The organism is Acetobacterium bakii (assembly GCF_001263355.1).
In the GTDB taxonomy this organism is placed as follows: Bacteria; Bacillota; Clostridia; order Eubacteriales; family Eubacteriaceae; genus Acetobacterium; species Acetobacterium bakii.
The window spans coordinates 23783-44412 of record NZ_LGYO01000013.1 but is presented as its reverse complement, the minus strand read 5'-3'; the positions used below and the strand labels follow the sequence as shown (position 1 = coordinate 44412).

17 protein-coding genes are annotated in these 20630 nt (G+C 42.5%); all 17 read right to left on the bottom strand.

Annotated elements, in window-relative coordinates; translation table 11 throughout:
* Positions 1-420: a DUF6262 family protein gene (locus tag AKG39_RS06595; RefSeq protein ID WP_050739589.1), complete on the bottom strand. Its 420-nt coding sequence runs from the start codon at positions 418-420 to the stop codon at positions 1-3.
* Positions 398-1948 carry a tyrosine-type recombinase/integrase gene (locus AKG39_RS06590; protein ID WP_050739588.1) on the bottom strand — a complete coding sequence of 517 codons (1551 nt, stop codon included), beginning with the start codon at positions 1946-1948 and terminating at the stop codon, positions 398-400. Before AKG39_RS06590 ends, AKG39_RS06595 begins: the two co-directional genes overlap by 23 nt.
* Positions 1935-3377, bottom strand: a complete 1443-nt coding sequence (locus AKG39_RS06585) for a tyrosine-type recombinase/integrase (RefSeq protein WP_050739587.1) — start codon at positions 3375-3377, stop codon at positions 1935-1937. The genes AKG39_RS06590 and AKG39_RS06585 overlap by 14 nt, the downstream gene beginning before the upstream one ends.
* Complete coding sequence (locus AKG39_RS06580) at positions 3367-4452, bottom strand: tyrosine-type recombinase/integrase (protein WP_050739586.1); 1086 nt, start codon at positions 4450-4452, stop codon at positions 3367-3369. Before AKG39_RS06580 ends, AKG39_RS06585 begins: the two co-directional genes overlap by 11 nt.
* 261 nt (positions 4453-4713) lie before the next feature.
* Positions 4714-5802, bottom strand: a complete 1089-nt coding sequence (locus AKG39_RS06575; protein ID WP_050739585.1) for a hypothetical protein — start codon at positions 5800-5802, stop codon at positions 4714-4716.
* A gap of 12 nt (positions 5803-5814) precedes the next feature.
* Positions 5815-6747: a hypothetical protein gene (locus AKG39_RS06570; protein WP_126981251.1), complete on the bottom strand. Its 933-nt coding sequence runs from the start codon at positions 6745-6747 to the stop codon at positions 5815-5817.
* A gap of 25 nt (positions 6748-6772) precedes the next feature.
* On the bottom strand, positions 6773-7831 hold the full coding sequence (locus AKG39_RS06565) for a peptidoglycan DD-metalloendopeptidase family protein (RefSeq protein ID WP_050739583.1): 1059 nt from the start codon (positions 7829-7831) through the stop codon (positions 6773-6775).
* A 2-nt stretch (positions 7832-7833) separates the two neighbouring features.
* Complete coding sequence (locus AKG39_RS06560; RefSeq protein ID WP_242852567.1) at positions 7834-9867, bottom strand: VirB4 family type IV secretion system protein; 2034 nt, start codon at positions 9865-9867, stop codon at positions 7834-7836.
* The gene (locus AKG39_RS06555) at positions 9860-10606 is read right to left on the bottom strand and encodes a hypothetical protein (protein ID WP_050739582.1); all 747 of its coding nucleotides are present in this window, start codon (positions 10604-10606) and stop codon (positions 9860-9862) included. The genes AKG39_RS06560 and AKG39_RS06555 overlap by 8 nt, the downstream gene beginning before the upstream one ends.
* Before the next feature lie 124 nt (positions 10607-10730).
* Positions 10731-12443, bottom strand: a complete 1713-nt coding sequence (locus AKG39_RS06550) for a hypothetical protein (protein WP_050739581.1) — start codon at positions 12441-12443, stop codon at positions 10731-10733.
* Positions 12444-12446: 3 nt separating this feature from the next.
* Positions 12447-12710, bottom strand: a complete 264-nt coding sequence (locus AKG39_RS06545) for a hypothetical protein (protein WP_050739580.1) — start codon at positions 12708-12710, stop codon at positions 12447-12449.
* Positions 12697-13008: a hypothetical protein gene (locus AKG39_RS06540; protein ID WP_050739579.1), complete on the bottom strand. Its 312-nt coding sequence runs from the start codon at positions 13006-13008 to the stop codon at positions 12697-12699. The genes AKG39_RS06545 and AKG39_RS06540 overlap by 14 nt, the downstream gene beginning before the upstream one ends.
* A gap of 61 nt (positions 13009-13069) precedes the next feature.
* Positions 13070-13450 carry an ASCH domain-containing protein gene (locus tag AKG39_RS06535; RefSeq protein WP_050739578.1) on the bottom strand — a complete coding sequence of 127 codons (381 nt, stop codon included), beginning with the start codon at positions 13448-13450 and terminating at the stop codon, positions 13070-13072.
* A gap of 23 nt (positions 13451-13473) precedes the next feature.
* Positions 13474-14445, bottom strand: a complete 972-nt coding sequence (locus AKG39_RS06530; RefSeq protein WP_050739577.1) for a DUF8195 domain-containing protein — start codon at positions 14443-14445, stop codon at positions 13474-13476.
* Between the two features lie 42 nt (positions 14446-14487).
* Complete coding sequence (locus AKG39_RS06525) at positions 14488-15642, bottom strand: hypothetical protein (RefSeq protein ID WP_126981253.1); 1155 nt, start codon at positions 15640-15642, stop codon at positions 14488-14490.
* A 154-nt stretch (positions 15643-15796) separates the two neighbouring features.
* Positions 15797-16072, bottom strand: coding sequence for a hypothetical protein (locus AKG39_RS19710; RefSeq protein WP_126981254.1), 276 nt, complete (start codon positions 16070-16072; stop codon positions 15797-15799).
* Positions 16073-16232: 160 nt separating this feature from the next.
* Positions 16233-20630: an InlB B-repeat-containing protein gene (locus tag AKG39_RS06520; RefSeq protein WP_050739575.1), complete on the bottom strand. Its 4398-nt coding sequence runs from the start codon at positions 20628-20630 to the stop codon at positions 16233-16235.

The following is a 20630-nucleotide window of genomic DNA, read 5'->3' as shown; positions in this document are numbered from 1 at the left end:
TTATCCTTTCGTTAGCTGTCGTTTCAGTCGTTCGTTTTCTTCTTTTAGTTCTTCATGATCAACCAACTGGGCAATCAATTTTCGCTTATCGTCTTCTAACTTTTTGACTTTCTCCCGTAGTGCCATTACCTTTTTTTCCTGCAACTGTATTTTATCCTTTTTGACAGCCACGATATTATCCAGTGGAACACCCTTTGAAATGGCTCTGAGACTCCATATACGCTCTTTCAACTGAGGATTATTATACAATGTAGCTCTTGCTACGTTTGCTTCTTTAGATACCGTTTCGAAGTTAATTGGCTGGCTTTTACGTTTCAGCTTATCAATGGCTTTGCTGACCTTTTCAATTGTTTCTCTGTTTTTTTGTTCAGCATAAGCTTTGATGCCTGAAACCTGTTCAGCGGATACTTGTTTCTTCATGTAACTGCACCTCCAAACTTTCTACCAGCGGTTTTAGATATTCGTGCTTTACATGCTGTTTCTGCCATTCACGTTCGTAGCCAAGAGTTTTTAATCTGCCCATTTCTTTTTCCAGTAGATCCAGCTCGATCTTTAAAATTGGATAGAACCGAACTTCGGTGATATAATTCGGACAGTTGTACATAAAACATCCATCCCCATCCGTACAATTTCCCCGTCTGAAATCATACAGGCACACTCCGGTAGGAAGGGGATTAAAGCTCATTGATTTCGAAAGGTCGTCGATCAACGAGTCGATTTCATCCTCTGTTTTTCCATAAAACAAGTTATCAAGCTGATCCTTAATCTCATTTGCACGTAGACCTGAAATTTTTGATTCTGGACTTAATATCATATCGGCATAGATTTCTTTGACTTCTTCTTCCTGCAAGGTCAAATAGCCAGCGGTCATTTCAATCGAAACGTGAGCATACTGTTTCATAATCATTGCAATCGGTATTTTCTGTTTGATCAGTTCACGGACAAATGTTGCACGGAATTGATGAGATTTAAGTGGATACAGAACACCTTTATTATCACGGATATCCCAACGCTTAATAAAATTTTTGAGTCTGTTCTCTGTCCATTTCGAAGAATTCAAAACGCGAATTCCATGATAGCGTATCAAAAGCAGTTCTTTTAAACCACTTTCTTTTCGCAAATATATTGTGGCTTTTGTCAATTCTTCAATTACATTTTTAACCATTTCATTGATGAATACCTTGTGAATAATTGCTTCCCCTTTTTCAGTTTTCGGAAGGGTTGCTTCCATATAATCATAGGTGCTGTCGCCATCATGCATCACCTTCACACAGCCTTCTTGGATTGACAATACCTCACTAATGCGAAGTCCCGTCTGGCTTTGAATAATGATCCCCGCTTTGGTTAATATATCCGTTTCATCATGAACGGCATGATGCAATATGCGGTCAAAAACATCCTCTGGAATCGGTTTTGTTCTATTGGGTTTAAGCGACTGCTTTATATCCCATAACTGATTGGATGTAAACCCTTTAAAAATATTATCCTTCGGAACATGCCAGTCTTTGATCTGACCGACCTTGATGATATTTTCAACAACATGCGAACAGTTATATCCTCCGCTTTGCGACATTTTTCTGGTATCTTTTAGCCAGATGTTGAAGCAAAGAAAATCATCCTGTGTTACATCCACAAAACTCTTTATTCCGTTTAACGAGCAGTATTCAATGAATCTCGGAAGATGGCTGTTGATTTGATTTCTTACCGATTGAGGTTTTATTTTTCCCAGCATATGATACGCATAGTGTTTGACGGTCTGTTTCATTTCAGGCTCTGTGATATACTCGAAAAATAACTTTTTTTGTGAATCTTTCGTTGCTTTGGCTGATATGAATGGTTTTAAATCCCAGAGATCATCACTGAACCGCGAACTGCCAATCATAACCTGATCAAGATCGGTATCCGGCTCTATAACCGTTGATTTTAAAGCTAATCTAGTTTTTGCCATTCTGCAATACCTCCAATCGTTCAATGATCACTTTCAACACTTCAATCGTAGATCTGAAATGTTCTGCGTAGTGTTCGCCGTAAATTGCACCTTCTGCAATCTGTCTTTCCAATGACGCCAGATGGTTTTTGTGTGCTTCCAGATATTCTGGTGTCGTGATGTAACGCCTGCATGTATAGCATTTCTGCCGTTTTAGTAGTCTGTCACATATCTGACCATCTACAACGGGTTTTGTACAAAAGCCATCACTCATACAAGCATCTTTATCCTTATTCGCCTTAAACCATTCCATCTCGATCACACTGTCAAAGACTGATGCATCAAGCTGATTAATGTTTCCGATAATGCCAATACCTTTAAAGATTTCAGCCCGTTCCTTATCCTTTACATCGGCATAAAAGCGTTTCGTAACGGATGGATCGGTATGGCCTAAAACCTGCTGTATGACATTGATATTCGTTCCTTTGGAGAACATATCGGTGCCCAGTGTGCGCCTGAACTGATGGGCTGTCAGGTTGTAAAGTTCCCCATTGGCATCTAAGATGTTGTTCCGTTTGATAAAATCGTTTAACCAGCTTGAAATCGTATTGGATGCAATTACTCTCAGTTTTCCGTGCTGGTTTCCTCTGTTTACTCTATGAAGAAAAAGCATAGCTTTAACAGATTCATCAACTCCTTCACGAAGTTCCTTTGTTACTTCAATCAGTTTCTCAATGGCCTGCACACATTCGGTTCTGACAGGCATTGGTTGTCTTTCTCTGCGATTTTTATGGTCGAACCATGTCATGGTATACCCGCTAATCAAATGTGGCTTGAAACAGTCAATACGGAGCTTTAGCAGGTCACCAATGCGCATTCCTGTGGATTGAAGGATGACGATTCCGTACTTGATATAGGGATTTTCCTCCGTTTTTAAAGATTCATTGATCTTTGCCAATGTTTCATCGGGTATAAAATCAATTTTCAGCTTCCGATTCACGCCGGTATATTCATTACCTGTAAAAATTGCTCTCTCAGGAACCATCTCTGGTTGATGAAGCTGGCACCAGTGAATGATTGATTTGACAGCATCCAACACGCCTTTCTGATAGATATATGACAATGGTTTTTTTGAACTATCGGAAATCACCGTGTGTAGATACGATACAAAGTGATCGATATCTGTATTGGTCAATTCTTTAAGACTGGATATATTTCTAATGTTTGCAAATGCATTGAAATGATGAAATCTGGACAAATTGATATATAACTTATTCAGTGCACTGTTTCCAGTCCTGTAATTCTGCCAGACATAATCCTTAACAACATCCTTGATTTCTTCACTGCCGATACAGGAAAAGTCAAACTTAAAGTTTTTCCGGTAATACTGTGATTCCCGATCATTATCAACAACGTTCCATCCATCACCTTTTGGTCGGCTATTCTTCATCAAAGCCACCTCCAATCAGCGAACTCCGTTGCCAATAGCGTGAAAGAATGTCCTCAATGTACGGGTCAGATAAATGTGTGTATTTCTGGGTGGTTGAGATGTGTTCATGCCCCATAATAATCTTTGCCACACTGACATCCATCCCTGACTGAATGAGATTGGAACAAAAGGTATGTCTGAGATCGTGAAAGTTAAAGTAAAACCCGATTTCATTCTGTACTTTTTTCAGTTTGTCATAGGCTGCCCGATAGGTCAGCTGTTTACCCAACTGTTTCTTCTGCTCTGAAACGAAAATAAAACTGTGATCCGTGTCGATCCGATTCCTTTCCTCAAAAATGAAATCATCCAAGTCTGCGATCAGTGACATGGGAACGTACAAATCTCTGGTCTTACCTTTTGATTTAATCTGCTGAAAAACCCCGACTGGCTTTGACAGATCGGGAACCGAAACGGACTCGATTTCCAGATCCAGGACTTCCTGTATCCTCGCTCCTGTAAGATAGAGCACCTTATAAAGAAGAATATCCCTGCGTTTCGACAGATGGCTTAAAAACAGCTCCATTTCATCATCTGTAACAAGCCTTACCGCTCTTTGACTTTCTTTGATCTTAAAGATCGACTGCTTTGTTTTATTGTCCGATTTTGCATGATGCAGAATGCTTTTGAACATGTTGAATGGTCGGTTGACCTCGCGCATCAGTATTGGATTATCAATTTCCTTCATATCAGCCTCAAACTGATAAAATCGGTGAACGGTACTGAGTATTCGGTTGATCGTTCTGTTTGTCCGTGAGCTTTCCTTGTGAATGGATGGAATATCGCTGTCGCCTTTTCTTAAATAATCAATAAACTCAGCAATCATGTTTGGCGTAATTTGATCATACTCGTATCCATTTTCAGCAAGAAATTTCCAATACGTCCGCAAATCACTTCCATTTGCCTTAAGGGTGTTGAAAGCTTTATCCTTCTGCCTTTGGAATTTCAGGTAGTTGTACACAGGCTTGACAATTCGCATCTCATCATTCAGTAAAACAACAATTTTTTTCTCGGCATCTTCTATAACGTGTAGTTCCATGTACCGGATACCTCCTTTACATTAAGCATGTGTCTAATTAGTTACAACGTTCTATTATAGCTATATTGTAGCATATAAAGAACGCATGTTCAATATTTTATTTTACTGAATGATATTTAATTATTCATTGCTATTTGCCAACTTACTTCATAGACAGTTCCACAACCTTCTAGCCCGCATATTTACAAGGCTATTTAGAGATACACTTAGCTATATACATCTTATACGCTATCCACTAAAGATATCATTTTTTTCTACCCCTTATTCATTTATTTTCAATAACGATTTAAACAATTCCTTATTCACACTCCACCCCATAAGATTCGGGGTATAACCGGTAAACTGAGCCGCTGGGAAGAAACCATTTAAAATCATCTGTTCTTCCGGTGCGATAAAGTTTAAGATCAGATTCGCATCCTCAATTGAGTGGTCGCGATTCAATTCCAGGACTGCATTCAATGCGTTACGTTCAAAACACTTTCCGGCGCCACAAAGGATTTTTATATCCCCAGTTTCAAAAACATCAATCACATCCTCGCTTAATACGCCAATATCACCAATGATATAGTCGTATGTTTTCATCAGTGTTCCATCCTGATAAAAATAGTCAACCCCTTTGGTTTGATACCACTCCCCATCTTCGATTTCCTCCTTCTTCATCCGGTATGCTTCAATAATTGATTTTAGGTGATGATGATCATTTACTTCGATGTACGCGACCATTTTCCCCTGGTTGGCTAAATAGTTGGCTAATTGAATGGCCGTGGTCGTGGTTCCGGTTCGGCGTTGCGATCCAGCCACACAGATAAAGCGTTCGACACGCTCACCCTCCTCATTTATTACTTCTTGTAATGGTAGTTCGTCGATCGTAATGGTTTCTTCCATGCTAGGTTTGCGGATGACTTCTGCAATCGGTGGCTGTTCAATGGCGACGACATCGTGAATTTCATCTTTTAAGAGATGATCTTGATAGGTAATACCATTTCGGCTGACTGCTTTTTTAATCAATTCTTCATATTCCCGGGGATCGCCGGTGATGATATTATAGACTTCCCGGTTAATCAGCTCCTGTTTGAGTTCCGGTTTAATTTCTCTGGCAAAGATAATCAACCGGAGTTCAAACCAGTCATTGATGGCTTCAACGGCCTTGAATAGGCCTTCCGGCATATCCATGATGCATTCGAGATCCACTGCCAGATAACGATAACTGGGAAACTTACTGAGATCATTGTCCACGAAAGCGGATAATTCATAGTCCCCGATGAATTTCTTTATGGGCATTCCGGTGGCTTTGGTATTAAGAAAATCAAAAATCCCGTTGTTTTGAGTACTGGTTACGTAAATTAACATTTTTTCTTCCTCCTATTTAGTAAAGATGAATACAATTAGCAGCACAAAATTAATAACTGAAAAGCCACAACCCATATAAAGCATCACTTGTTTAAAGCCTTCGGCGGATAATAAGGAATGGGTCTTCTCGACCAGGGCATTCATGTTCCCCAGCAAACTGTCTGTTTTCGCCGTTATCTGGGTGATGGCTTCCTCATACTTATCCGTGATCGCTTTTAATTCCTTATCCCGATCCACGATCATTTCTTTCTTCGCTTCCTTGACCAGTTCTGCCAGCTCTTTGAATGCGTCTTCCACCTGTTTATGGGAAACCTGCTTCCATTCTTTAAACGCTCCTGCCCACATTTCCCCGGTGCCCAATATCTTGTCGCACTGTTCTTTGATCTCGACGGCGTTTTTCTCAAAAACTGCTAATTGAAGATCCATGTTTTCCATGACTTCCCGGAAGTTTTCCATGTGTTCTTTGATCTGTTCACCGACTTTTTTCACAACGATTTCGGTAGCCTGGACACTGATGTTTGCTTCCATGAAAATCCGCTCGATGCTCTCGATTCGTTTAAACTCCAGTTCTTCCTGTTCGGCTTCCTCCAGGTTGCCTTCCACGTCACTTAGCTTGCCAACCACACCATTAACCGCTTCATAAAGAATACTGTTTGCTTCCTCGACATTTTCCGTGACTTCGTATTTTTCTTTACAATCTCCAACCACTTCCCGGATATCCTCCATCAGTGCTGAGATGCGGCGAATGTGCGAACTTTTTTGGGTATAGGATTCTCTGAAATAGATAAATTGCGAAGCAAATTCTTCAATCCCCTGTTGGAGTGTTTCCGCCCCCTCCTGAGACAGATTCTCATCATCCACCCCATTAAGGGTTTGCATCAATTTAAGCATATCATCCCTGAAGCTTTTCGCTTCCTTTGTCTTGTTCGTTTCAACTTTTTTCATTTTTTTCCCTTTCAAATTTAGAAATTTATCGGTAATCATAGCCCCCTAAGTCAACAATCCGTTGCTTTTTAGTGGCGCTATCCTCCTGTATAATATAAATCGGCAAATATTGCCGTCCCCATGAGAGACATTCTGCTTCGGTCGGCAGCCACATATCAATGACTTTCCGTTCTTCGTCCACTGCTCCGCCACGGTCTTCAACCACATAAACACCGCCATTTGGCTGATCTGCACGAAGGGCGATATAAATCCGGGTGCCGGCCTCCAGACTGGGATAACCCGCTACCGTTCGGTTAGCCGCGGTTGTGGTTCCAGACGAGGTTGTACCATAATCACAATAAGCGGTTATTTGGGCATTCACTTGTTGTGCTTGACCGAGGTCAATTTCTCCGGATGCGGCTGCATCACTATCACTGATATAGAGCATCGGATCAACATATTGACCATCGGCTTTAATCTCAAAGTGAATATGGCCACCCTGGGTACTGCCCGTCGCGCCGGTCAAGGCCAGTTGCTGGCCCCGCTTTACTGCATCGCCGGCATTTAGCGACCATGATCCGGTTGTTAAATGACAATAGTGAGCCGTGATTGTCTTGCCATCCTTGGTCTTGCCCACATCAAGAATGATGGTGTTCCCCCATCCCCCATTCATTCCGGCAAAAACCACCATTCCATCTCCGATGGCATAGATATTTGATCCGTTGGGGGCCTGTATATCAATTCCGGTATGCATCCGTATATCACCGTAAATAGGATGTACCCGTTCGCCAAACAAGTTGGTTTCATCGGAGCGATCAAGCTTGTATTGGGCATCAAGCGGCCATGCATACTGTCCGCTGCCATTGGCTTTGCCGGGCAGTAAATACTGATATTCTGACTTTAACGAAAGCACCTCCGCTAGTATCTCCGGATTGGTAATGATGCTGCTGAGCATCGTAATCGGGGTGGTCAGGATATAGACTAGTGTTAAGATTAAACCGAAAATCAATCCCAATAAGCCGGCGATCACGCCCAGGGCGATGTTTCTTAAATTCTTGTCCGTAGCTACCGCGGCAGCTGCTTTTACAAGTACTGGTACCGCCATGACTAACGTCCGCCCCGGTCACCAAAGTATTTGAATTTATAATCTGCCACATCAAAGGACATGCTGATACGATCCCGACCAATGATAAAAAGCCCCTTCCCCCGAAGTTTGGCGGTTAAGACTTCCTGTTCCGCTTCGGTTAAATTGTAAAGCTTCTTTAAGTCATGAAGGTTTTGTCCGGTGGTTCCCAGCATGATTTTATAGCAGGGTTGATCCAACAGCGCCTGGCCGTACATTTTGATACTGGGATTTAGAAAATCCTCCACGGCATGGGAAATGATCATAATCCCGGCTTCATATTTACGACAGCGTTTCATAGCGTTCCTGAGGAATACCAGGCTTTGTGGCACCCGTTCATCAATCATTAAGTAGGATTCGTCACATACTAAAAGAATCCGTTCATGGCGATCCCGGCTCATTTCCTGCCATGCCCAGGATAATAGATTAAAGTACTGGGTGGACTTGATGGTATCGGATGAATTATTCAGATCAAAGGTATCCAGACACACACATCGGGCATCCGATCGTAAGCTGGTGTACCCAGACCAGAGAAAGGAATCACCGCCAATGGCCAGATCTTTAAAAATGATGGCCAGATCACGATAATCCATATAGGCTTTCTCACTGGCACCTTTCTCGTATTCACTTGCTTCCTTCTCCATGAGCAGTTCATACAACTCCTTAAAGGTTGGAAAAGCAGTGTTCTTTAGGGTGGTCACATCCGTATCCCAGAAAATATTAAAACGGTTATACAGGGTGATAACGGCATCCTTTAACAGGGCTTTTTGGATGTCGGTAATATCCTTAAAATACAAATTAAAAAAGACGTCCAGCGTCTTTAAATGCAGGGCCATGGCGCCGAACTTTCTTTTGTCTTTCGGGGCGTCATTGACCATTTCCAGATCACGTTCTTTCTCATTGTCCTTTTCCTGATACATATCTTCTTCCAGGGGCAGAATCTGAAGGGGATTGATTAAGTGTTTCCCGTCCCCGCCGGCATTGATCCAGTCGCCACCGAGATTTCGGCACAGATCCTGATATTCCCGTTCCGGATCAATGAAGATAATCCGGGTTCCCATGGCATATTCCATCAGGGCCATATTTTTAATCACCGTGGATTTTCCAGAGCCCACATCACCTAACACAACCACACTGGAATTGGTTCGATCCTTACCACGTTTCCAGAGATTGAGGATGACCCGCCCGCCGGTGGAATCCCGACCGTATAAGAAACCTTCCTGATCATTATATCCGCAACTGGCAAAGGGAAAGCCTCCTAAAACCGAGGACAATGGCATAACCGTCTTGATAATCTGACGGACATCCTTTTCCTGGGTGCAGGCGGGAAAGAGATTGCGAAAACCTTCTTTCTGCAGGTATGGGAATGATCGGATTTTCGTTTTTTCCATCAGGAAAGTACTCTGAACCTTGTGACACATTTTGGTGAACACTTCCCGGTCATTGGCCATTGGCATCACCGAGATTCCAACATTGCCCACCACTTCCTGGTCAAACTCAATCTGTTTGAGCATCTTGATGGAATCTTCTTCCCGTTTGGTCGCATTCAGTTCGGCCAGAGTATCCTTGTTCTTGGCCGCATAGGCTTTTTCCCGGTGCTGATTGACGGATCGATTCAGGTCGTTGATAAAATCCGCATTGTCGATTTTGTCAAACTCGATGGAAAAAACCGTTCCCGGAATATTGGATAATCGCCCCAGCCACCCGTAATCCCGATGGGGCGGATATTGGATCACCCCATAGACGCGTGCCAGGTATTCACCGATCCATAACTCATTGGGCTTGATTTCCATATTGACCGGAGAAATGATATTCATCAGGGATTTATTTTCCTGAATTTCTTCTTTTTTAGTGCGACCAAACCGGGCTGGTTCCCGTTGCGTCGTTTGGGTTTGTGCCCCTTTAACCGAACCCTTTTTTAAACCAAAGAATGACCACCGGCTTTTTTTCGGTGCTTTCGCTTTGATCGGCTTACTGTAGTCACTGCGGCTTTCCTTTGTTTTTTCATGTTTACGCATATGCGACCTCCTTTTCTTCATTGTCGATAAATTGACTTTCATGGGAGTTTTTATATAAATCCATAATTGTGGTAATCTGGGTGCCGTATTCCATATCTTCCAAATGACAGTAGGCCGGATTATTGATGAGATTGCATAGTCTGACAATTTCCTGCTGCTTTAAAATTTCACCGGTGATGTGTCCGCTGGCCAGCCGGCTTTCAATGTCGGTGACCCGCTTGAGAAAATCCCGTTCAATCCCCGATTCATAATTTTCCCATACAATGAAATAAAACTGACGTTGGACGATTTCACCGGACTCGGCAAAGTGATGCATTTCCAGCATTTCCTTTCCGAGAATATCTTTTACCACCGGCTCGGTGGTTTGTGTCCAGATCCGGGAGTATTCTTCTACTAATGGAAAAATATCGACCGGTCGTTCCACCGAAAGAAATCGCCATGCTGATTCTGCTGCCATTTGGGCACATAACTGGCGACACAGAATGCGTTTTTCGTTGAGTGACAGTAGATCCAATGCAATGGCATCGACCCGGTAATAGGCGCAAATTTTATTGTCTTTGGTATACAGGAAGTTTCCCCTGATATCCTTGACATTAATAAAATCATGGACACTGTTGTGTTCCGGTTCCTTCTTTTTTCCCTGAAATTGAACCTTTTTATGTTTTTTATTCCAGACATTCATGATAATCAGTGCGATAACACCCACACAGCAAATGATAATTGGTATGATTTTATCCATTTCGACTCCTGTTCTTAATTTAGTTTCTGTTTCCCGAGGAAACAGATTTTTGACTTTCTATCATTTTGTTTCCTCGGGAAACAGGTTTTAACTTTTAGACATTTTGTTTCCTCGGGAAACAGACTTATTGTTCCGGCTCCCAAACTTCTTCCCGCCGTTCATCCACTTCCCTTTGCAGGGCGATTTCTTCAGCTGTTACCGGTTCATGGCTTAAATACTGATCCAGTTTTTCAGCGTGGGCCTCATAAACCTGATTAATTTTCTTAAAAGCCGCATCCAGACCTTTTTGACAATCCTTGCTTGATCCTGTCTGTGATTGTCGGAATGCCTGATAGCTGTTGATCAGACTTTCTTTTAATTCGGGTGTCGTTTCCATATTATTTTTAGCGATCAGCATCATTGTCACCCCTTGGGCTTCCAGTTCGGGTAAGTCCGGATTGATGTATTGCCGACAATAGTTCTGGATGCTGGTAATCAACATTCTGCCCTGTTGTTCCAGGGGACTGGCTTTTTGAATGATCGGGTATTCACTTTTGGAACAATCGGTTTGGGTCAGGTCATAAACGGAACCCATAATAAACTTCGGTCCCGATTCCGATTGATTGGGGATAAAGACTTTAATGGCTTTTTCGCCTTTTAGTACTTGAAAACCGTCCTCCATTAAATCCTGAAGATTGGCAACTTTTATGGCACTCTTATTCTGACCAAAGATAAGCTGCTGATTCTTCGTGGTGTACTGTTGAAACCGGGTTGAGAATTGTAGAAAGTCAGCCAAGCGCTCGGGATCGGAATCAAACCCATCATGGAGATCCAGAAGCATGTGCCCATATTCATCCGCATGAATAATTTTGTCGGTCTTTGGCGCACTGCCCACCGCCTCGGTTTCCTGACTGGTTTCGGCTTCCGGATCATTCATTTTCGCCCCTTCGCTGGTCTTTAATGGACTGGCTTCATTCCTGATTGATTTGGTGTCTGTGGGGGCTTTACCGAGGTCATGAATGGCCTTGGTGAGATCCAGCATGTTATTCTCCATGTTTGCCAGCAGCACCCTTATTTTGTCCATTACCGGCAGTTGCGGATCAATCACAACCGAACCATCCTGCATCGGCACATCCTGAATATCAAACTGTTCTGCTTTAGTTATTTCTTCGATCTGTTGATTGGCAACGCTTTTAATCTGTTCAAAGCGGCTGTTGATGCCCTCAAACTGATTAACCATCCAGGATGCAAAACCAACCCTTGCCCGATTCTTCGCATTTGAAAAATAATTTTCAATTTTTTGTGCCACGGCGAGACGTTTATCATCCACCTGAATCATTTTTTCACCGAGCGTTCGCATCACCGACCGGCGGTTAATGCGATTATCCTGAGCTGCGATGTTAAACCGGTTGAGTTGCTCCGAGGAGCGCTCCACCGCCTGGTCAAGCTCGGTGATATCTTTTGCCAGTGTTTTTTCTTCCCGGGTGATGGGTTTCGGATCAATAAGCTGTTCCATGTTTTCTAAATCAATCACCGGCTCTTTTGTCTGACTGATGACTTCCCGGCTCACCAGCAGAAATTCCTTAAACGCGGCATCCAGTTTTCTGATGAGCTCCTGATCCACAAGCCCACTACTTGTTTTCAGATTTGCCTTTATTTTCTCCGGTGCTAATGTCCCCATTAAATTCCCCGGATCTGCTTTTTCAACATTATCCAGTGGCACTGCCGGCATCCCTTGTTTCAAAAATTCTGCCTTTTGCGATTCAACGATGGTCATTAAAATTTTGGTTGCCACCTCACCCAACTGTAAAATCTGATCCATGCCAACACTAACATCTGCATTCTGTCCATTTGCCATTTTTTATTCTCCTTTAAATTTATTCATAAAAATAAGCGCCATCTTTTCATTAGAAAAAAGAGACGCTTCCCGTTCCATTAAATCCCGCGTTGTTTTAATCTGCGGTTGATTCTGATTATTTTTTTCAATCACCACATACGGTACACTGTCGCTTTCACTATCCCAATAGAATAACCACCGGTCTTGATCCCTAACCTCAATTTTTAATTCCTCATTTTTTAAAGGCAAGGGCAAAAAGCGGTGATATTCTTCATTAATTCGTCCCATGGTGTAAGACCTTAATCCTGGGTTTATCCTTTTTTAATACCAGTTTTTGATAGTCATTTTTAGAAATGACTTCCAGTTCATCATGGGTAAAACATTTTTTACCGTGTTCCAATTGAACCAATATAAAAAATTCATAACAGCATAGAACGATTCCCGGTTTTGATACCTTCCTGTTTTTGTCAAGTTTATCACTGACCAATCCGGAACCCTTTGTTTTTACCGTTTGTCCGGTCTGAAGGATGTTCTTCAGACCACAATTTTTTTTCTCACTTCTCTCTCCAGAAATTCTCATCTTCATCCTAAACCTCCTAAATTCATCCTTTTATTTTTTAATGACTTTTTTTAATACCCTGCTTACTTTAAATATAACGAAATGACTGGGGTGGCACAAAACGTTTCCACACTTTAAACGGATTAATGGGGGTGTGATAAGTCGTAACTTCAAGCAATTCAATCGCATAGGCTTTTTCACGCCCCTTAAAATACGCTTCAAAATCATTCTTTTTAATCCCTGAATAGTCTGCTGTTTTAATCCAGATATTTTCTGGTGTATCCAGCAAAATCTGTTTAATGGTAAATTCCCCGACAATTAGACCAACCGGTTTAGTCACATATATGACAATGGTATTGACTGGCTTTTTAAAGATTCGCTTCCGGTATTCAAAGTGCTTTCGTCCGGCGATGATCTCTCGTGCATATTCCGGTTTAATGGATAATAATACATCCTCTTTTCTATTCACGTCCTCCCCCTCATTCTTATTAATTATTTGTTGTTTACCTGCCAATCATCGTAAACCGTTCCCTCAATGGTCATGGTATTCGTGGTGTCGATTCCCAGCATCCCCCCTGGGGTCCAGGCATCAAAGACTTCTGCATATAAGGTGTAGTCCTTGTCTGGATACCATAATGGTGTGAAATGCACCCGGTTGTTGCTAGCGGAAAATGGGTTAGCTTTAAATTCTAACACCGAGTTTGACCGGTTACTGTCATTATTCACGGCGGTGCAATCGGATAAACGGTTGTATTGACCAAAGGTTCCATTGAGTGTGTCACCATTCTTGTAATCAAATTCCGGAAAAACCGTACTGGCATTCTGTGCTCCAGCTAACCAGGTATCCGCTGAAACATCGGCATTGCTGGCCACTAATGATTTAATAGACAGGGTATAACCATATCCGGATTTAAAGCTTGCACCACTATTTGCTTCCTGGGTTCCGTTTTTAATCTCCGGCACCACCGATAAAACCGCACGATACGTATCTTCATAAAAATTGGTTCCATCATAGCGGTGTCGCTTCCATTCATTTGAATCGGTGCGAATGACGATATAGGTGGAATCCACCAACCCGGTGACCCCGCCGTTGTCCGTTGCATAAATTTCGATGTAGTACATTCCTTTATCATAGTGCTTAACCTGGGCAACATTCATGACACTATGATCTTTCTCCATATCCACTTGATACGAATAACTTCCGTCCCCATTTACTGTCATTATTTCTGTTTTAACATCGTCCTGACTCCCGGCTGCACTCCATACTTTACAGGTCAGTTCATTGATTCCGTTTGCTGCGCTTAAGTGATTAGCGGTGATGGTAAATGTTTTTTCTGAATCCTGGGTCGCCAATACCTGATTTGCGGAGATTGTATCATGGGCAAAAACCGGGGATGGCAATAGAAACCATCCCAATAAATAAAGCAGGGTAAAAACCCTGCTCAACCACTTATTCTTTATCATTTTGTTCCTCCTGGTTATTGAAAATAAAAATCTTCTATATCTTTACTTACTGATAATGTTGCAATAAGCCGTGGCCCCAGCCGATCCGCCACTGCCGCCACTCGTCCATGAGGTGCTGAAGCATTTATTTCCTCCGGAATTGTAACTGGAATTGTCCGTAACATTCCCGTTGGGAGTGTTAAACACCACATAATCCGTATCTGCATTGGCGGTTGCTGTGGCTGTAATGGTATACCATACATCAACGTGTTCGGTGATCGTCACTTTACCATCAACATCCGTGGCGGATGTAGTCCATCGGTTTTCATGCCGGGTACTTGAACTCCCGGTGCTGAGTACCCGGGGATCCACAATTTTTTCTATATAATTAGCTGGTACTTCCGAGGGTAGGTAGGTGTTGTTTGATTGTTCGCCTTGTCCAATAATGGTAATATTTTCGTTGCCGGCAGTGTCGGCAACAAAGCTTTGCTTCCAGGTCTTTTCCTTTTTCACATAATCAGTGGAATCCGGACTGGTGGCAATTAATGTTTCTTTGTTAGTTTTAAACACGACCTGATCGGTTTCTAGTGGTGTCACAGCAGATAGAGTAATACTTGATCCGATTAAATACTTATTTTGATTAGGCTGGGTGCTTTTTTTCAATATTACCGGATTTTTATATTCTTCCGCATGGACCGAAAGTGCCATGACTTCGCCGGATCGGGTACCTGTTGTGGTGATTGATTGCGGTGTATATGTCATATCGTCCATTCCCCGAATGGTTGGCGTGTAATGAAAGGACCAGATATAACCATCGGCTGTTTCTGTTCGGTTTTCTCTGATCCCATGAAAGTAGCAATCATCAAGCTTGCATTTGCCATCAAGATGCGCTTTTAAAAGCTTCAAATCCTTATCGTCAATTTTATCATCCATGTTAATATCTGTGGCTCCACAATGCGAACATCGTGCTGTTGCAGTGTAGTCCTTGCACCCCCCATCAAGATGGGTCTGTAATATTTCCAGGTCTTTATCATCGACCTGGTGATCACCGTTCATGTCCATGATTTGGTTGTTTCCCTTAAGCTGTTCATCACTATAGGTGGTGATCGGTGTAAGCAGAAACTCACCGGCACCGGAATTAACAATGATTTGATCCACATCTTTATTGGTGTGAATGGTGATCATGATGTCATCATTATCCATAGCCAATACGCTCATTGGTATCAGGATGCTGAGAAGTAATACGAGGATGATAGTTCTTTTTTTGTGCATTATTTATCTTTAGTAGTAGACTGTATGAACTGTATATAATTAAGAAAAATGCTCATTTATTACTTTTTATACCTCAAAAAGTGTCTACCACGTTCTCCTTTCATTTGATATTATTAAATTTATCTTTTTCCACATCAACCATAAAATATGTTGTTCTCCATGTTTTCACTGATCCTGATGTTGAAATCAATGCTCCGCTGTTATTTCCTTCTGGGAACGAAAACGTGACACTGGTTGCTTCAAGGTTAGTGGTCGCCGTCACTGTATTATAAGTTAACCTAGCTACGCTCAATGAAGCTGATATACTTAGCGCTGTCGGTGGTGTCGTGATAGGGTTTTGTGACCACTTGGCGTAAATTGTCTTGTTATTATACACGGCTGATGAAAAGCTATAGCCAATACAATAAAACAAACAAGTATTCTTTTTTGCTTCATATTATTTCTCTTTTCTCTTTATTTAAAAAGTAATCAATTTTTTAAATAAAGAGAATAGGTATTAAACATAGAGCCTGTTTAATACCTATTCTCGTTCAATATCATTTTTCGATGTAGTTTATAGTTACTGTGTATTTGTAATAAGGGCCATATACACGTGTATCACTAATAAATTTAGTAATTGTTCCACTGTATGTCGAAGTATAATCAGTACGATACGTTCGGGTATCATATCCAGGTTTAGTAATTGTTCCACTGTATGTCGCAGTATAATCAGTACGATACGTTCGGGTATCATATCCAGGTTTAGTAGCCATACCTCCATATTCTACATAATAATTCCCCTTACGCGAAGATATACTGGTCATACTTATTGTACCCATATACCCCCCCGAATTATAACCTATCTTTGCTGCTGGATATGGATACCCCTCGATAGGCTGTTCGTGATGATGTGTCACATATTTAGTATCATCTGACACATATGAACCACCTGTTTGTACATTGTTTGTGGTCGTTGTCTGTTTATACAGCGTACCCGTATAACCATTGCTGTTATAATAAATGCTTGAGGGTGTTGTATTTGAGCCTTGTGATGTACGTGTCTCGGTTTTTGTTTTATTATCATCTGGCACATACGAACCACCTGTTTGTACGTCGTTTGTGGTCGTTGTCTGCTTATATAGCGTACCCGTATAACCATTGCTGTTATAATAAATGCTTGACGGTGTAGTATTTGAGCCTTGTGATGTACGTGTCTCTGTTTTGCCTTTTGATGTAGTATTATATGATCCGCTTATTAATCCTGTACGATGTGATGTTCCACCTGATAACTCGACTTTAATTTGATTATCACCAACATTTATTACAGTGATATTACCTTGATCAGACGCAATTGAATGAAAATCATATGAATTATTTAAAGTTAATTCATGTGTTTGTATTGCATTTGAGCTTTCTGGCAAATCTATAGACGTTGATGATATTTTCACCCACTTGGCATAGTAGGTAGTCCCGTCAACCGGGTATTTATCCGGTAATTGAGCTACCTTTGACCCACTTAAATCACTACTTGCATACCAACCCTCCAGGGCATAACCGGCTCGGGTACTGGTCGGCATGGTTTTATCCTTGATTGCCTGATCCGTCACCCCAATAAGATCAGTTACTGCACTTCCACTGTTACTCTCAAACTTGATGGTTGAGGGATTGGCGGTCCATTTCGCATAGTAGGTAATGCCGTCAACCGGGTATTTGTCCGGTAAGGATTCTACCATCGCTCCGCTTAGATCGACACTTGCACACCAACCGTCCAGGGTATAGCCGGCACGAATTGATAATGGCATCGTCTTATCGGTAATCACCTGATCCGTCACCCCAACAAGATCAGTTACTGCACTTCCACTGTTACTCTCAAACTTGATGGTTGAGGGTTTGCCGTTCCATTTCGCATAATAGATAATGCCGTCAACCGGGTATTTGTCCGGTAAATTTGCTACCTTTGCACCGCTTAGATCGACACTTGCATACCACCCCTCCAGGGTATAACCGGTTCGGGTACTGATCGGCATGGTTTTATCGGTAATCACCTGATCCGTCACCCCCACAAGAGCAGTTACAGCACTGCCGCCGTTACTCTCAAACTTGATGGTTGATGGGTTGGCTGTCCACTTCGCATAGTAGATCGTTGTACCCGGTGGGTATTGATCCGGAAGCTTTGTTAATGCGTCCCCACTTAGATCTTCTTTCTCAAACCAGCCATCAAAGGTATATCCCAATCGGGTGCTGACTGGCAAGGTTGTCGTATCAATCGCCAGATCCGTTTTACCTGACATTTTTTGTACCGCACTGCCTTCATTGGCATTAAACTCAATAAATGCATCGCCGGCAATCCACTTGGCATAGAGTGTGATTGAATCTTGCAAGGTATCTGTGGCAAAATTCCACTTAGTGGTCAAGCTGTTTTCCCGGTACCAACCATCCAGGGTATATCCCAATCGATTGGTTGTAGGTTCAACCAGTTTGGTGCCAAAGTCCTGTTTTACATCATCTACCAGACTTCCCTTGTTTTCTTCAAAGGTTGCCACATATTCCAGGATTTTCCATTTTGCGTGCAACGTCGTATTATCCGATACCGTGTCGTTATTAAAATCCCAGCTATCCGTTAAAGCATCGTCTTGATACCAACCATCAAAAACACACCCAATTGCTTCGGGATCGGCCGGCTTTTCAATATTTTCTCCATAAGTTAAAACTAATGCTGCAATGGGTGATCCTTTTCCGTTGAGATCAAAGGAAACCGAATAGGTGCTAATTTCCCATTTTGCATACAAGGTGGTTACTCCTGTAATCTTATCCATTGAAAAGTTCCAAAGTTCAGTTAATGTATTGTTCTTAAACCAACCCTTAAAACTCTGCCCTACCTTAACCGGATTTCCCGGTGCAGAAATAGTTTTATTGTAATCCGCCATCACTGAATCCATATCGCTGCCACCATTGGTATTGTAGATCAGCATATATTTAAGGGGCGGACTCACCGTTTCTTCATAAAGTGTGTAGATGGCTTTTAAGGGGTTAATCGTTATATCGAAGATTTCCGGCATATCCGGATCGACCAATACCTCAACTGAAAAGTCTAAAGCCTGGCTTTCTCCCTGTTCCGAGTTCAGGGCTTTAAATTGATAATTGTTAGTACCCAGATTGAGGGGGATAAATTCGATGGTCCAGACAATCTCATTGGACAGTTTGTTAACGGTCCGGTTAATGAGCATCTCATCACCCAGGGAATCCACCCCAAACTGTTTTCCGGCCCCGGTATCGCTATTGGTAAACGATAAGTTTTTTGTGGCCATGTTGGTTACGACCTGAATCTTAACTGTTTCATTTTTATAATAGGGCGGCTCGGTCATTTCCTGAACCGACTTGACCACCGGAGCAACCGTTGGATCGACCGTATCCCCCGATTCAACGGAGGTTGGTGGCACCAGGATATCTGGTAAGTCTACCGGCTTTTCGTCGTCCACCTTGGGATCTGGTGGCGTATTTTCGTCAAGTGGCCGGATCGTCACGATCCGATGGGTGTATTCATTCCCACCGCAGTTAATGGTTCCTTCCGGATAAGGCGATACGGACATTTCCAGATCATAGGTAGTGACCGTATCCACGGTTGGGGTATGCCATTTCAAATAGCTGTAGGACTCGGTTTTTATAGGTGCCACCACCTTGTCCGTTCCGATGACTTCGCCATTTATCTTATAGGTAACCGTCAGCTCGTTCCCGGGAGTGGCATTGACGTTGGCGTAAACCGGCGTACTTAAAATAACGTCCGTATTGGGCCGATAATCATTATCCCGGGGCTTTTCATACTCTGCCGGCTTAATCCACCGGGACATGCCCCACCCCCCGTATTTGGTCTGTCTGTCGCTAAACCAGCGATTAAATGGAATGGCTGCATTCTGATCCACCCCGGTTCCTGCTTCCAATCCATACCAGTTGGTACTGGTGATCACCGAGTTTCCCATCAGTAAAAAGGCCAGCCGTGAGACATGCTGCCGGTCACTGTTGGCTTTCCAGGCATCCGGCTGTTGTCCTGCCCATGCGCTCCACCGTGTTTCATCATACCGCCAGTCCATCTGGTGCTTGATCTGGGATACCGCAAAGTCCGTGGCTGTCAGTGCGTAGCCGTAATAGGATCCGGGATGCGTCGTATCCTTTACATAGATAATGGAAACCGGTTCATAGACGACCAGCCATTCCACCTGATTTGTTGGATTGTCGTTGATAACATTCGGTAAAACACCTTCAGGATTCCACCCGGTACGAGTTTCCCCATCAATGGTGAACTGAAGGTTTTGAATCATTTCTTCTTTTGATACTCCTTGTTTATTAGCATAAAAATTTAATAAAGTAAACATCATTGATGAACTATTAAAATAATTAGCAACTTTGGTGATGCTGCCAACTGCATCCCCATAAGTCACGCCATTATCATACACATCGCCATCACTAAGCTGTGGGACAAATGGCAGATTTGAAACACCAGTTATCATGTTAACATTGTTTCCAGTCGTAATCTGAACTGAATCAAGGGCATTAACATCCCCGCCCTTGCTCCGGAGTTCATTTAAAGTATCGACTTTATTTTCCTTGGAAAAATATAATCCTGATATATTAGATGGCCGTGCGCCTGCATACCATTGGCTCATATTTTTTACCGGGTTCAAGTAAACCGCCTGAGTACCGATCCGGTAAAAATCGTCCATGGTGGAGGAATCTTTATTCACTGTATCCGACTTGGCCACAAAAAGTGATACCTTCCACATATATTGATCCGAATAGTAAAAGGCATCTTCAGTGTAGGACGCATTCCCCGGCACCGTAGCTGAATTGTCCTCCCCATGGGCCACACTGGGAAAGCTTCCCCAAAGAAAACCCGTCATCACAACGACTAATAGACAAAGCCACCATGATTTAAACCGCTTCCGTACAATTGAGTCCAT